General features: G+C 72.5%; 13 protein-coding genes and 1 riboswitch. Of the genes, 11 read left to right on the plus strand and 2 right to left on the minus strand.

Translation table 11 applies throughout. The annotated features are described in order from the left end of the window. Window positions 1–7 precede the first annotated feature (7 nt). Window positions 8–138, plus strand: a riboswitch (FMN riboswitch). A gap of 149 nt (window positions 139–287) precedes the next feature. The 10 genes from ribD to Sspor_RS33765 all read left to right on the plus strand — a co-directional run bounded on the left by ribD (window position 288) and on the right by Sspor_RS33765 (window position 8970). Then, the gene (gene ribD, locus Sspor_RS33720) at window positions 288–1427 is read left to right on the plus strand and encodes a bifunctional diaminohydroxyphosphoribosylaminopyrimidine deaminase/5-amino-6-(5-phosphoribosylamino)uracil reductase RibD (RefSeq protein ID WP_202202468.1); all 1140 of its coding nucleotides are present in this window, start codon (window positions 288–290) and stop codon (window positions 1425–1427) included. After that, on the plus strand, window positions 1428–2051 hold the full coding sequence (locus Sspor_RS33725; RefSeq protein ID WP_202202469.1) for a riboflavin synthase: 624 nt from the start codon (window positions 1428–1430) through the stop codon (window positions 2049–2051). It begins immediately after the preceding gene. Further along, window positions 2048–2704: a nicotinamide mononucleotide transporter family protein gene (locus Sspor_RS33730; RefSeq protein ID WP_202202470.1), complete on the plus strand. Its 657-nt coding sequence runs from the start codon at window positions 2048–2050 to the stop codon at window positions 2702–2704. The genes Sspor_RS33725 and Sspor_RS33730 overlap by 4 nt, the downstream gene beginning before the upstream one ends. Continuing rightward, window positions 2701–3990, plus strand: a complete 1290-nt coding sequence (locus Sspor_RS33735; RefSeq protein ID WP_202202471.1) for a bifunctional 3,4-dihydroxy-2-butanone-4-phosphate synthase/GTP cyclohydrolase II — start codon at window positions 2701–2703, stop codon at window positions 3988–3990. Before Sspor_RS33730 ends, Sspor_RS33735 begins: the two co-directional genes overlap by 4 nt. A 69-nt stretch (window positions 3991–4059) precedes the next feature. Next, the gene (gene ribH / locus Sspor_RS33740; RefSeq protein ID WP_007262951.1) at window positions 4060–4545 is read left to right on the plus strand and encodes a 6,7-dimethyl-8-ribityllumazine synthase; all 486 of its coding nucleotides are present in this window, start codon (window positions 4060–4062) and stop codon (window positions 4543–4545) included. Window positions 4546–4603: 58 nt separating this feature from the next. Next, window positions 4604–4885: a phosphoribosyl-ATP diphosphatase gene (locus Sspor_RS33745; protein WP_030774590.1), complete on the plus strand. Its 282-nt coding sequence runs from the start codon at window positions 4604–4606 to the stop codon at window positions 4883–4885. Between the two features lie 56 nt (window positions 4886–4941). Beyond that, window positions 4942–5790, plus strand: a complete 849-nt coding sequence (gene hisG, locus Sspor_RS33750) for an ATP phosphoribosyltransferase (protein WP_202202472.1) — start codon at window positions 4942–4944, stop codon at window positions 5788–5790. Window positions 5791–5859: 69 nt separating this feature from the next. Next, window positions 5860–6324, plus strand: a complete 465-nt coding sequence (locus Sspor_RS33755) for a PH domain-containing protein (RefSeq protein ID WP_202202473.1) — start codon at window positions 5860–5862, stop codon at window positions 6322–6324. A gap of 199 nt (window positions 6325–6523) precedes the next feature. Beyond that, window positions 6524–7930 (plus strand): hemolysin family protein, encoded by a 1407-nt coding sequence (locus tag Sspor_RS33760; protein WP_202202474.1) that lies wholly within the window; start codon window positions 6524–6526, stop codon window positions 7928–7930. Further along, complete coding sequence (locus Sspor_RS33765; RefSeq protein ID WP_202202475.1) at window positions 7927–8970, plus strand: hemolysin family protein; 1044 nt, start codon at window positions 7927–7929, stop codon at window positions 8968–8970. The genes Sspor_RS33760 and Sspor_RS33765 overlap by 4 nt, the downstream gene beginning before the upstream one ends. A gap of 69 nt (window positions 8971–9039) precedes the next feature. Here Sspor_RS33765 and Sspor_RS33770 read toward each other — a convergent pair whose 3' ends face one another. Then, complete coding sequence (locus Sspor_RS33770) at window positions 9040–10959, minus strand: AAA family ATPase (protein ID WP_202202476.1); 1920 nt, start codon at window positions 10957–10959, stop codon at window positions 9040–9042. A gap of 380 nt (window positions 10960–11339) precedes the next feature. Beyond that, complete coding sequence (locus tag Sspor_RS33775) at window positions 11340–11972, minus strand: uridine kinase family protein (protein ID WP_202202477.1); 633 nt, start codon at window positions 11970–11972, stop codon at window positions 11340–11342. 126 nt (window positions 11973–12098) lie between these two features. On the opposite strand from Sspor_RS33775, the gene Sspor_RS33780 reads away from it, so the two are divergent. Then, entirely contained in the window at window positions 12099–13472 is a 1374-nt protein-coding gene (locus Sspor_RS33780) for a C39 family peptidase (RefSeq protein ID WP_202202478.1), read from the plus strand. Window positions 13473–13559: the final 87 nt, after the last annotated feature.

The following is a 13559-nucleotide window of genomic DNA, read 5'->3' on the forward strand; positions in this document are numbered from 1 at the left end:
CCAGTAGCAGCGCACTCCGGGGTCGGTGTAATTCCGAACCGGCGGTTATAGTCCGCGACCCGTCCGCAGCCAGCGGCCGGTTGACCAGGTGAGATTCCTGGACCGACGGTTAAAGTCCGGATGGGAGGCAGTGCGCGGCGGGCCAGTCACCGGTACGCCGCCGTCGGCGGTTCGTCGGCATATCCCTGCGGATATGCCAGGTCGAACCGTTTTTCCGGCCTCGGCGTCCCCTGTGCGCTGTACCGCTTCATCTGTCGTATCCCGACAGGCCCCGGAGTCCGTGCCCGATGAGGCAGGAGGACCCGGTGGCGACACACGCCGCGCACGCAGTACCCGACGCGGACACCCGTGCCATGCGCCGAGCCGTCGAGCTCGCGGCCCGCGGGCTCGGCTCCACCAGCCCCAACCCGGTCGTCGGCTGCGTCATCACGGACGCCACGGGCGCGATCGTCGGCGAGGGCTGGCACGAACGGGCCGGCGGCCCGCACGCCGAGGTCCACGCACTGCGCGCCGCGGGCGGGGCCGCACGCGGCGGCACCGCCTACGTCACCCTCGAACCCTGCAACCACACCGGCCGTACGGGACCCTGCGCCCAGGCCCTCGCCGGCGCCGGCGTCACCCGCGTGGTCTACGCCGTCTCCGACCCGAACCCGCAGGCCAGCGGCGGTTCCGCCACCCTGCGCGCGGCCGGGATCGACACCACGGCCGGACTCCTCGCGGCCGAGGCCGAGGCGGGCAACGCCGCCTGGCTGACCTCCGTACGCCTGGGCCGGCCGCACGTCACCTGGAAGTACGCCGCCACCCTCGACGGCCGCAGCGCCGCCGCGGACGGCACCAGCCGCTGGATCAGCTCCGCCGAGTCCCGCGCCGACGTCCACCGGCTGCGCGCCGAGAGCGACGCCGTCCTCGTCGGCGGCGGCACCCTGCGCGCCGACGACCCGCACCTCGCCGTCCGCGGCGTCGAAGGCGCCACGCAGCCGCTGCGGATCGCCCTCGACACCCGCGCCACGATCCCGGCGACCGCCCGCATCCTCGACGACGCCGCGCCCACCCTGCTCGTCGTCGGCGAGGACGCCGACACCCGGCACCTGCCCGGCGTCGAACTGCTCCGGCTGCCCCTGCACGACGGCCGCATCGGCGTCACGGACCTCCTCACCCACCTCGACCGGCGCGGTGTGCGCTCCGTCCTGCTGGAAGGCGGGCCCACGCTGGCCGGCGCCTTCCTCGAAGGCGGCACCGTCGACCGTGTCATCGGCTACATCGCCCCGGCCCTCCTCGGCGCGGGCCCCGCGGCCCTCGCCGACGCCGGGATCACGAACATCTCCGGTGCGCGGCGCCTCGACATCACCGAGGCAGTCCGCATCGGCCCCGATCTCCGCATCACCGCAGTCCCCGTCCCCGCCACCACCGCCACCAAGGAGCACTGAGTGTTCACCGGAATCGTCGAAGAACTGGGCGAGGTCACCGCTGTCGAGCAGCTGGAGGAAGCCTCCCGCTTCCGGCTGCGCGGCCCCCTCGTCACCGAGGGCGCCAAGCACGGTGACTCCATCGCGGTCAACGGCGTCTGCCTCACCGTCGTGGAGACCGAGGACGGCGAGTTCACCGCCGACGTCATGCAGGAGACCCTGAACCGCTCCAGCCTCGGCGCCCTGGCCAAGGGCTCCCGGGTCAACCTGGAGCGCCCGATGGCCCTCGGCGGCCGGCTCGGCGGCCACCTGGTCCAGGGACACGTGGACGGCACCGGCGAGATCATCTCCCGGACCCCCTCGGAACACTGGGAGATCGTCAAGGTCGCGCTCCCGCAGAACCTCTCCCGCTACGTCGTCGAGAAGGGCTCCATCACGGTCGACGGCGTCAGCCTCACCGTGGTCGAGGCCGCCGCCGACTGGTTCACCATCAGCCTCATCCCCACCACCCTCGCGCTGACCACGCTCGGCATCAAGCAGAGCGGCGACCCGGTCAACCTGGAGGTCGACGTCCTCGCGAAGTACGTCGAGCGCCTGCTGGCCGCCGGCGTGAACCCGCTGCACGCGGCAGGAGACGAACGGTGAGCGCCCTGACCTGGCTCAACGCGGAGGCCTTCACGGTCTTCGGCCAGAAGGTCATCTGGTCCGACATGATCGGCAACCTGATGGGCCTCGCCGCGCTCGCCCTCGGCTGGCGCCGCTCCATCTGGACCTGGCCCGCCCAGCTCCTCTCCGGCCTGATCCTCATCGCCGCCTACGCCTCCGCACACCTCGCGGGCGGCGTCGGCAAGCAGCTCCTCGTCATCGGCGTGGCCGTCTTCGGCTGGATCGCCTGGCAGCGCGGCAGGCAGCAGGCCCAGGACGGCTCCATCGCCGTACGCACCGCCACCTGGACCGAGCGCGGACTGCTGCTCGGCGGAGCGGCCCTCGGCACCCTCGCCGTCGGCGGCCTCTTCACGCTCTACCCGTCGCTGTCCTGGAGTCCCTGGGCCGACGCCTACATCTTCGTCGGCACCATCGTCGCGATGGTCGCCCAGGCCCGCGGCCTCGTCGAGTTCTGGTTCGCCTGGCTCCTCGTCGACCTGGTCGGCGTCCCCCTCGCCTTCAACAACGGACTGGCCTTCTCCGGCCTCGTCTACGTCGTGTACTTCGCCCTCGTGATCTGGGGCGCCTACGACTGGTACCAGCGCTCGCGCACCACCACCCCCGCCCCGGCCCCGGAAGGAGCAACGGCATGACCAGCCTCAAGCCCGTGCCCGACATCCCCGAAGAGACCTTCCGCCTCGACCCCGTCGAGCAGGCGATCCGCGACATCGCGGCGGGCCGTCCCGTCGTCGTCGTCGACGACGAGGACCGCGAGAACGAGGGCGACCTCGTCATCGCCGCCGAGAAGGCCACCCCCGAGATCGTCGCCTTCATGATGAGCGAGTGCCGCGGCCTGATCTGCGCCCCCATGGAGGGCCCCGAGCTGGACCGGCTCGAACTCCCGCAGATGGTCCAGAACAACACCGAGTCCATGCAGACCGCCTTCACGGTCTCCGTCGACGCGAGCGCCGCCCACGGCGTCTCCACCGGCATCTCGGCCGCCGACCGCGCCACCACCCTGCGACTGCTCGCCGACGGGGTCTCCGAGCCCGGCGACTTCGTCCGCCCCGGCCACATCTTCCCGCTGCGCGCCAAGCCGGGCGGCGTCCTCGTCCGCAACGGCCACACCGAGGCCGCCGTGGACCTCGCCCGCCTCGCCGGCCTGCGCCCGGCCGGCGCCATCGTGGAGATCGCCGGCGAGGACGGCGTCATGCTGCGCCTGCCCGAGCTGATCCCCTTCGCCCGCAAGCACGGCCTGACGATCATCTCCATCGAGGACCTGATCGCCTACCGCCGTTCCGCCGAGCCCACCGTGCGCCGCGAGGCCGAGGTCAGCCTGCCGACCGCGTTCGGCGAGTTCACCGCCTACGGCTACCGCTCCACCGTCGACGGCGTCGAGCACGTCGCCCTCGTCCACGGCGAGATCGGCGACGGCGCCGACATGCTGGTCCGCGTGCACTCCGAGTGCCTGACCGGCGACATCTTCGCCTCCCAGCGCTGCGACTGCGGCCCCCAGCTGCACGCCTCCATGGAACGCATCAAGGCCGAGGGCCGCGGCATCGTCGTCTACCTGCGCGGCCATGAGGGCCGCGGCATCGGACTCCTGTCCAAGCTGCGCGCGTACGAGCTCCAGGAGCGCGGCCGTGACACCCTCGACGCCAACCTGGAACTCGGCCTGCCCGCCGACGCCCGCGACTACGGCGCAGGCGCCCAGATCCTCGCCGACCTCGGCGTGCACAGCGTCCGGCTCATGACCAACAACCCCGAGAAGTCCGACGCCCTCGTCCGGCACGGCATCACGGTCACCAGCCGGGAGTCCATGCCGATGGAGGCCGGCGAGCACAACCTGCGGTACCTGCGCACCAAGCGGGACCGGATGGGCCACGACCTGCCCTGGCTGGACGGGCCCGTGACCACCTCCGCCTGCGGCAACCAGTAGGCACGCACCACCACCACCACCCGTACGTACATCCACCATCCCCACCACGAACCACCGAGGAGCAGAGCTGTGAGCGGCAAGGGCGCACCTGAACTGAGCGTGAAGAACTGCGGAGACCTCCGAGTCGCCGTGATCGCGGCCCAGTGGCACGAGAAGGTCATGGACGGACTGGTCGACGGAGCCCTGCGGGCCCTGCACGAGCTGGGCATCGACGAGCCCACCCTGCTCCGCGTCCCCGGCAGCTTCGAGCTCCCGGTCGTGGCGAAGGTACTGGCCGGTCGCGGTTACGACGCCATCGTCGCCCTCGGAGTGGTCATCCGCGGCGGCACGCCGCACTTCGATTACGTCTGCCAGGGCGTCACCCAGGGCCTGGTGCAGGTGTCGATCGACACCGGAGTCCCGGTCGGCTTCGGAGTACTGACCTGTGACAACGACGAGCAGGCACTGGACCGCGCCGGACTCGAAGGGTCGAACGAGGACAAGGGGCACGAAGCGGTCACCGCCGCCGTCTCCACCGCCATGACCCTGCGGACCGTCAGCGAACCCTGGCGCTAGTCCAAGGAGTGAACCCCCGCACCGGGGGACCCGGGTCAGCCCGTACTCTAAGGGCATCATGGCTGACAAGACTCCCAAGACCTTCGAGGAGCTCTTCACCGAGCTCCAGCGCAAGGCCGCCGAAGGCGACCCCAGCACCTCACGCACCGCCGAGCTCGTCCACAAGGGCGTCCATGCCATCGGCAAGAAGGTCGTCGAAGAGGCCGCCGAGGTCTGGATGGCCGCCGAGTACGAAGGCAAGGAAGCCGCCGCCGAGGAGATCTCCCAGCTGCTCTACCACGTCCAGGTGATGATGGTGGCGCGCGGGATCTCCCTCGACGACGTCTACGCCCACCTCTGAGTCCCGGCACGCACACCCGTCCGCACATCCGTAATCCACGCACCAAAGGAAGCCCCATGCTGCGCATCGCCGTCCCCAACAAGGGTTCACTCTCCGGACCGGCGTCGGCGATGCTCCATGAGGCCGGCTACCGGATGCGCAAGGAGTCCAAGGAGCTCGTGGTCGTCGACCCCGAGAACGAGGTGGAGTTCTTCTACCTCCGCCCCAAGGACATCGCGATCTACGTCTCCTCCGGCAAGCTGGACATCGGCATCACCGGCCGCGACCTGCTGCTCGACTCCGGCGCCAGCGCCGAGGAGATCCTGCCGCTGAACTTCGGCCGCTCCACCTTCCGCTACGCCACCACCCCCGGCACGGCGAAGGGCCCCGAGGACTTCGGCGGGATGACGATCGCGACCTCGTACGAGGGAATCGTCGCCAAGCACCTCGCCGACCAGGGCATCGACGCCTCCGTCGTGCACCTCGACGGCGCGGTCGAGACCGCCATCCAGCTCGGCGTCGCGCAGATCATCGCGGACGTCGTCGAGACCGGCACCAGCCTGCGCAACGCCGGCCTGGAGGTCATCGGCGAGCCGATCCTCACCTCCGAGGCCGTCGTCATCCGCGGCAACGGCGCCGACGCCGGCGACCCGCAGGTCCAGCAGTTCCTGCGCCGCCTGCAGGGCGTCCTGGTGGCCCGCAGCTACGTGATGATGGACTACGACTGCCGCGCCGAGCACCTGGAGCGCGCGGTCGCCCTCACCCCGGGCCTGGAGTCGCCGACCGTCTCCCCGCTGCACAACGAGGGCTGGGTCGCCGTCCGGGCGATGGTCCCCGCCAAGGAAGCCCAGCGGATCATGGACGACCTGTACGAGCTCGGCGCGCGCGCGATCCTCACCACGTCGATCCACGCCTGCCGCCTCTGAGGACCGGCGTGCCCGACCGGCACGCCGCCTCCCGAACCGCACCACGCCACCTCCAGAAGGCACCGCACCATGGCCGAGTCCGCCGCCCAGCCCGTCACGCCCGACCTGCCGGTCACCTTCCGGCCGACCCGCACCCGGGTCGTCCTGCTGGGCGTCGGGATCGCCATGTTCGCCACCATCACGGCGATCGCCCTGCTGCTGGAGAACCTCGGCCCGGGTGAGCGGGCCAGCTTCGTCTTCACCGCCGTCCTGCTGAGCTCCGTACTCGTCCTGCTCAGCCGCCCCAAGGTGGTCGCGGACGAGACCGGCGTCACGGTCGTCAACCTGACCACCACCCGCCGCCTGGAGTGGGCCCAGATCCTGCGGGTCAACCTCCGCCCCGGCGACCCGTGGGTCTTCCTCGACCTCAGCGACGGCACCAGCCTGCCCGCCCTCGGCATCCAGCCCGGCATCGCCAGGCAGCAGGCGATCGGCGACGCCCGCGCCCTGCGCGCCCTGGCCGAAACCCGCGGAACGGGCGCCCACGACCACTGAGTCGGCCCATCTCACGGCTGCGTACCGTTGCGGCCGGGATCTCAATGACTACCCTGGTGGCGGGGCGCAGCTGTGCGCCCTCCCACCGGCCCCGGGACCTCGTGGCCCGTGGGCACCTGCGACTTGAGGAGTGACTCCCTCCAGCAATGGACGGATCGTCCGGTAGTACCCGCGCCGCCCTCCCCTCGGAGGCGGCGGCATGACCACCCCGCTACTTCTGCTCGCGGCGGCCTTCGCCCTCATCCTCGCCAACGGTTTCTTCGTGGCCGCCGAGTTCGGCCTCGTCACCGTGGAGCGACCCGAGGCCGAACGCGCCGCAGCCGACGGAGACCGCCGTGCCCGCACGGTGGTCAAGGCCCTGCGGGAGCTGTCCTTCCAGCTCTCGGGCACCCAGCTCGGCATCACCATCACCTCCCTCGTGGTCGGCATGCTCGCCGAGCCCGCCCTCGCCGCACTGCTGGCCGGGCCGCTCGCCGCGACCGGCCTGCCGAAGGGAGCCGTCCCCGGCGTCGCCGTCGTCATCGGCATGCTGCTCGCCTCCGCCGTCCAGATGGTCGTGGGCGAGCTCGTCCCGAAGAACTGGGCGGTCTCCCGGCCGCTCCAGGTGGCCCGCTTCGTCGCCGGCCCGCAGCACGCCTTCTCCCGCGCCTTCCGCCCGGTCATCGCCGCCCTCAACGCGGTCGCCAACCGACTCGTGCGGGCGCTCGGCGTGGAACCGACCGAGGAGATGGCCTCCGCCCGGACCCCCGGCGAGCTGCTCTCCCTGGTCCGCCATTCGGCGCAGGCCGGCGCCCTCGAACAGGACACCGCCGACCTCTTCGTACGGACCCTGTCGCTGGGCGAGCTCACGGCCCAGCACGTCATGACCCCCCGCGTGAGGGTCAGCGCCCTGATGCACACGGCCACCGCGGCCGACGTCCTCAACCTGACCCGCGCCACGGGCCTGTCCCGCTTCCCGGTCTACCGCGATCGCATCGACGAGGTCACCGGCGTCGTCCACCTGAAGGACGCCCTCGCCGTGCCCGAGTCCGAACGCGACCGCACCAGCGTGAGCCGGATCTGCGTCGCCCCGCTGCTGGTACCCGGCTCCCTGCCGGTGCAGCCGCTGCTGGAGCGCCTGCGCAGCGAGCAGCCGATGGCCGTGGTCGTCGACGAGTACGGCGGCACCGCCGGCGTCGTCACCCTGGAGGACATCGTCGAGGAACTCGTCGGCGAGGTCCGCGACGAGCACGACTTCGCCGAGGACGAGACCCCCGAACTGGCCGCCGTACCGGCCGAGGACGGCCGCCCCTCGTGGGAGGCCGACGGCAGCTGCCGGGTGCAGACCCTGCGCCGGATAGGCCTGGACGTACCCGAAGGCCCGTACGAGACCGTCGCCGGCCTCGTCGCCGACCTGCTCGGCCGGATCCCCGCCCCCGGGGACCGCGCGGAACTCCCCGGCTGGAAGCTGTCCGTCCGCCGGGTCGGCCGCAACCGCGCCGAGCGGGTCCGCCTCGTCCGGCTGGCGGCGGTGCCCGCCGCCGGCACGTACCGGCCCGCCTCCGCGGCCGACGGCACGTCCGCGCTCGAACCGCAGCGGGCCGAGCTGGAAGGCGCCACCCGGTGAACGCACTCCAGCTTCTGTTCGCCCTGCTGCTGGTCCTCGCCAACGGCTTCTTCGTCGGCGCCGAGTTCGCGCTCGTCTCCGTACGGCGCAGCCAGATCGAGCCCCTCGCGGCCGACTCCAAGCGGGCCCGCCAGGTGCTCCACGGCCTGGAGAACCTGCCCCGCATGATGGCCGCGGCGCAGTTCGGCATCACCATGTGCTCGCTCACCCTCGGCGCGGTCGCCGAGCCCACCGTGGCCCGGCTGCTGGAGCCCGTCTTCCACGCCGTCCACGTACCGCAGGGCCTGGTCCACCCCCTCGGCTACGCGCTCGCGCTCACCGCCGTGGTCTTCCTGCACCTGGTCATCGGCGAGATGGTGCCGAAGAACCTGGCGATGGCCGCCCCGGAGAGGACCGCGCTCTGGTTCAGCCCCGGCCTGGTCGCCTTCGCCCGCCTGTGCGGGCCGGTCACCACCGCGCTCGGCGCCTGCGCCAAGCTCGTCCTGAAGGTCTTCAAGGTGGAGCCCAAGGACGAGGTCGAGGCCGTCTACACCTCCGCCCAGCTGGGCCGGCTCCTCAAGGACTCCCGGCAGGCCGGGCTCCTCGAACCGGTGGAGCAGGAGCGGCTGGAGGACGCGCTGGAACTGGGCAGCCGCCCCGTCACCGACGTCCTCCTCGGCCCGGACCGGCTGGTCACGGTCGGCCCGGAGGTGACCCCGCGGCAGATCGAGCAGCTGACCGTGCGCACCGGCTACTCCCGGTTCCCCGTCCGTGCCGACAGCGGCGCCTTCATGGGCTACCTGCACGTCAAGGACGTACTGGACCTGGAGGACCGGGAGCGGGCCGTCCCCCAGCGGGTCTGGCGCCGCATGACCACGCTGTGCGCCACCGTCCCGCTGGACGACGCGCTCGGCGTCATGCGCCGGGACGCCACCCACCTCGCGCAGGTGGCGGACCAGGGGGGCCGGGTCCTCGGACTGGTCGCCCTGGAGGACGTCCTGGAAATGCTGGTCGGCGAGGTCCGCGACCCCTCCCACCGCTCCTACGTCCGCGGCGCCTGACGCCGGATCCCGGTCCGGCCCGCGCACAGGCCCGGGGGAACGCCCCGCACCGCCACCCCGACCCGTCGGCTAGAGAGCCGGCGGGTCGGGCCGTTCCTGCGGGCCGCGGCCCGACAGGACCTCCCCGTACGCCTGCATCAGGTCCGGCAGCCGCAGCGTTGCCAGGTCGTCCCGTGACGGCTCACCCGCGAAGCCCGCCAGCCGCAGGTCCCGGTACGCGCAGCTCTTCTCGTACAGGGTCCGCAGGAAGCGGCCGTTGCCGAGCTCGTCGATCCAGCCCTGCTCCACCACGTGGCCGCTGATGCTGCGCAGCTCCTCCAGCGCCTCCTCGTCCCAGTGGTCCCCGTTCGCGTCCGCCAGCACCCCGCCGATCGCCGTCAGTTCCGGCGGCCGGTAGCTGGGGAAGTCCACCCGGGTGGTGAAGCGCGAGGACAGCCCCGGATTGGCGGCCAGCAGCCGGTCCATCCCGGCCGGGTAGCCCGCCAGGATCACCACCAGGTGGTCCCGGTTGTCCTCGGCCCGCTTCAGGAGCACCTGCAGGGCCTCGTCGCCGTACGCGTCGCCCTTGCTGTAGCCCGAGTTCGACAGCGAGTACGCCTCGTCCACGAACAGCACCCCGCCGATCGCGGAATCGATCAGCTCGTTCGCCTTCACCGCCGTCTGCCCGAGGAACTCGCCCACGAGGTCCGCCCGCTGGGCCTCCACCAGATGATCGCCGCCGAGCAGCCCCAGCGCGTAGAAGACCCGGCCGAGGATCCGGGCCACCGTCGTCTTGCCCGTACCGGAGGGCCCCGAGAACACGAAATGCCGCTTCGGCGGCTGCACCGGCAGGCCCTGGCCCGCCCGCAGCCGCGCCATGTGCAGCTGCGCCGAGAGCGCCTTCACCTGCCGCTTGACCGGCTCCAGGCCCACCATCCGCTCCAGCTCCGCCAGCGCCTCGGCGAGCGCCGCCGGGTCCGCCGGGCCGGCCGGCAGCCCGTCGGCCGTGCCCTGCGGCGGCACCGGCACCTTGCGCCGGGCCCCTTCCACCCGTCCCGCCGGGGGAGTGGCCGGGGGAAGCGGATCGGGCTCCGTCTGGCCGTCCGCCGCGATGTCCTGGACGGGCCCGCCGCCCAGCGCGACCGCCGCGAAGTCCCCGCCGGCCGGGGACGGGCCGTGCCCGCTGTAGCCCCCGTAGGCGGCGTACCCCGCCAGGCCCGCGAGATCGGCCACGCCGTCGGTGTCGTCGCCGTCCTCGATGGCCGTCAGCCGGGCCGCCGTGTCCATGAACGCGGGATCCACCCGGTGCACCGCCCGGTACAGCGGCAGCGCCGCCGCCGTGCGCCCGGTGCCCTCGCGCGCCCGTGCCAGCCAGTACCGCAGCTCCTTGCGCTGCGGCTGCTCGCTGCGGCACCGCATCAGCGCCGCCGCCAGCATCGGCTCCGCCTGCCCGTACATCTCCAGCCGGACCCGCGCCATCCCGCCGAACAGCCCGGCCTCGATGCCCAGCAGCGGGTCGCCGACCAGCGGCTCGGTGTGCCGGACCAGCTGCTCCCAGTCCTTGACCAGATAGGCCCGGCAGGCGTGCAGGAACCGTACCTGCGCATCGGTGTCCACCGGGGGCAGCGCGGCCAGCGCCTGGTCCAGCTCGGGCACGTGGCGGCCGTCCAGCCAGTGCGAGGCGTGGGCGAGGAGCAGGTCCCGCCGGCTCTCCAGCACCGGCTGCACCCACCAGCCCAGCCAGTACCAGGAGTTCAGCGTCCGCCGGTGCCGGGCGCGCTGCTCGCCGAACCGGTCCCGGTGGGCGTACATGCGAAGTAACGCGTTGCCGGTGTCGACCCGGAGCGCGTGCAGGCCCAGCCAGGCGTCCGCCATGGTGGGGTCCAGCCGTACGGCCGCCCGGAACTCCTCCTCGGCCTGCGGATAGGCGCCCATGGTGCAGGCGTCGACCCCGCGCAGCCAGGCGAGTTCGGCCGGGGCGTGCATGTTGCCCGGCGTGCCGAAATCCATCACGTCCCCCACAAGCCTGCCCCCGTGGTGCGCGGCAACCTCCGTGACGAGCACATGAGTTGCCCACTGCGCCGATGAAATCAGGGCTGCATCGTACCTGCGGTCACGCACCTTACGTAGGGCGCGACGAGCCCGGTTCCGGCGTGCGCCCCTGGGGCGTCCGGTGACTCAGGGTGAAGGATCGGGGAGGGCCGGCCTCGCGTGACACCGCCGGAGGAGGGGTTCACGGGCAGAACGAAGCCCCCGATCACGGGGGAACAACCGGGGGCTCCGTGTCCGCGGAAGCCGGTTTGGGCCCCGCATTGAGAACGTAAGGCCGCCACGGGCCCCAGGTCAAGCGGGTCGGCAGGGCCCCGGCGGAGGCGGATTTCCGGGGGCGTTCAGGCCCGGGGGAGTTCGTCACTCCTGGTGACGGAAGTGGAGGTTCCTGCCGTCGCAGGGGCCCCGGAAGACCACTCGTATCCCGTACCACTCTGGCGCACCAGGGTGTCGGCGAAGGGGCGCGAAGGGTCGTTGGAGAAGTGCGCGCGCTCCGCGCGCTCCCATCCGTCCCAGAAGTCGGAAAGTTCACGCCCGTCCCGGTTCCGGCCCCGCTGCCAGGACTGCTCCCGCGGCGTCTCCATCCACAGCAGCCGCGCCAGCCGCGGCCGCAGCGCCGCCCGCCCCGCTCCGACCCCCTCGACCAGCAGCACCGGAGCCGGCTCCAGCACCCGCTCCGGCCCGAACCGGCGCGCCACCCAGTCGTACGGGGCCCAGTGCGCGGGCCGCCCGGCCGCCAGCGGCTCCAGCACCTGCGTGCGCAGCCGCTCCTCCCAGCCGAACAGCTCCTCGTGGGTGGCCACGTCGTCCAGGTGCAGCACGGGTGCCCCCAGAGCCTCGGCGAGCCGCCCCGCGAAGGTGCTCTTCCCGGATCCGGCGTGACCGTCGATCCCGATCAGGCGCACCGGACCGAGGGAGGGCGGCAGGGCCGCGAGCTCCCGCGCGAGTGACTCAAGTGACTGCTGTGGCTCCACCCGACCAGCGTAGACAAGCCCGACACGACCCGTGGCTTCCGGTCGCCGCCGCCGGGAACTGGAAGGGTGATGCCGGATGCCACCCGAGCGCCACCGAAGTGCCGACCCACCCTGGGGGAACACGCGATGACCGAACCCACGCCGCGCAGGGCCGTACTCGTCGCCGCACTCGCGGTCGCCACCGCGGCCACGGCCACCGCCGCCACCGTCTCCGGCGGCGGTGCCCCGGCCGCCGCCGCTCCCGCCCCGCGGCCACCGGGCCGCACCGTCGACAACCGCTTCTGGTACTCCTACGGCCACTGGCTCGCCGGTACCCACCGGGGCACCGTCGCCGTCGGGGGATCCCGCCCCGGCCTGGAGATCGGTACGGCCGTCGGCCGCACCGAGTACGCCGACCCGCACACCGGCCGCAAGAGCACCTGGGAGTACGCCACCTGGACCTCCCCGCTCCACCGCTCCACCGTGCCCGCCACCGAGGCCATCGCCTCCTGGAACGCCCGGACCCCGGCCGGCACCTGGATCCAGATCGAACTGCGCGGCACCTACACCGACGCCACCACCACCCCCTGGTACGTGATGGGCCGCTGGGCCTCCGGCGACGGCGACATCCGCCGCACCTCCGTGGACGGCCAGAGCGACGGGAGGTCCACCGTCTGGACCGACACCCTGGCCCTCGACGCCCCGGCCGCGACCGCCGGTCTGCGGATCGCGGCCTGGCAGCTGCGCCTCACCCTCCACCGCAGGCCCGGCGCCGAGCGCGGTCCCACCGTCTGGCTCGCGGGCGCCATGGTCTCCGACGTCCCCGACCGCTTCACCGTCCCGGCCTCCACGCCCTCCCGTACCGCCCGCGAACTGAAGGTCCCGCGCTACTCGCAGGAGGTCCACGCCGGCCGGTACCCCCAGTACGACAACGGCGGCGAGGCCTGGTGCAGCCCCACCTCCTCACAGATGATCATCGAGTACTGGGGTGGCAGGGCCGCCGCCTCCGCACTGACCTGGGTCGACCCGAAGTACTCGGACCCGCAGATCTGCCACGCGGCCCGCTCCACCTACGACGCCGCCTACAAGGGCTGCGGCAACTGGCCCTTCAACGCCGCCTACGCCGCCACCTACCGCGGGCTGGCCGGAGTCGTCACCCGCCTCACCTCCCTGGCCGACCTGGAAACCCTGGTCCGGGCCGGCATCCCCGCCATCACCTCCCAGTCCTTCCGCCCCGACGAGCTCACGGGCGCGGGCTACGGCACCGCGGGCCACCTGATGACCGTCATCGGTTTCACCGCCGCCGGAGACGTGATCGCGAACGACCCCAACTCGCGCGACAACACCGCCGTGCGCCGCGTCTACAAGCGCGCCGAGTGGGAGACGATCTGGCTGCGCACCAAGCGCACGGGAGCCTCCGGCAAGGTCGCGTCGGGCTCCGGCGGCATCTGTTACCTCTATGCGCCGGCCCTTCCGAGCCGGGCGCAGTTCCGGGCGCTGAGGGCGGTGGGGGTGCTGTGAGAAAGCCGCGGAATTCCCCGTTGACCAAGCGGCACGGGTAAGTGGAACATAGTGGGGTAAATGGCACATAAAGGCTTCTCAGTAGGA

Origin of the sequence: Streptomyces spororaveus (genome assembly GCF_016755875.1) — a bacterium.
GTDB lineage: Bacteria > Actinomycetota > Actinomycetes > Streptomycetales > Streptomycetaceae > Streptomyces > Streptomyces spororaveus.

Bases quoted from the DNA above. Each gene is read 5' to 3' on its own strand.
- hisG (WP_202202472.1), top strand. From the start codon at position 4,942: ATGCTGCGCATCGCCGTCCCCAACAAGGGTTCACTCTCCGGACCGGCG.
- Sspor_RS33780 (WP_202202478.1), top strand. From the start codon at position 12,099: ATGACCGAACCCACGCCGCGCAGGGCCGTACTCGTCGCCGCACTCGCG.
- Sspor_RS33745 (WP_030774590.1), top strand. From the start codon at position 4,604: ATGGCTGACAAGACTCCCAAGACCTTCGAGGAGCTCTTCACCGAGCTC.
- Sspor_RS33735 (WP_202202471.1), top strand. From the start codon at position 2,701: ATGACCAGCCTCAAGCCCGTGCCCGACATCCCCGAAGAGACCTTCCGC.
- ribD (WP_202202468.1), top strand. From the start codon at position 288: ATGAGGCAGGAGGACCCGGTGGCGACACACGCCGCGCACGCAGTACCC.
- Sspor_RS33770 (WP_202202476.1), bottom strand. From the start codon at position 10,959: ATGGATTTCGGCACGCCGGGCAACATGCACGCCCCGGCCGAACTCGCC.
- Sspor_RS33760 (WP_202202474.1), top strand. From the start codon at position 6,524: ATGACCACCCCGCTACTTCTGCTCGCGGCGGCCTTCGCCCTCATCCTC.
- Sspor_RS33755 (WP_202202473.1), top strand. From the start codon at position 5,860: ATGGCCGAGTCCGCCGCCCAGCCCGTCACGCCCGACCTGCCGGTCACC.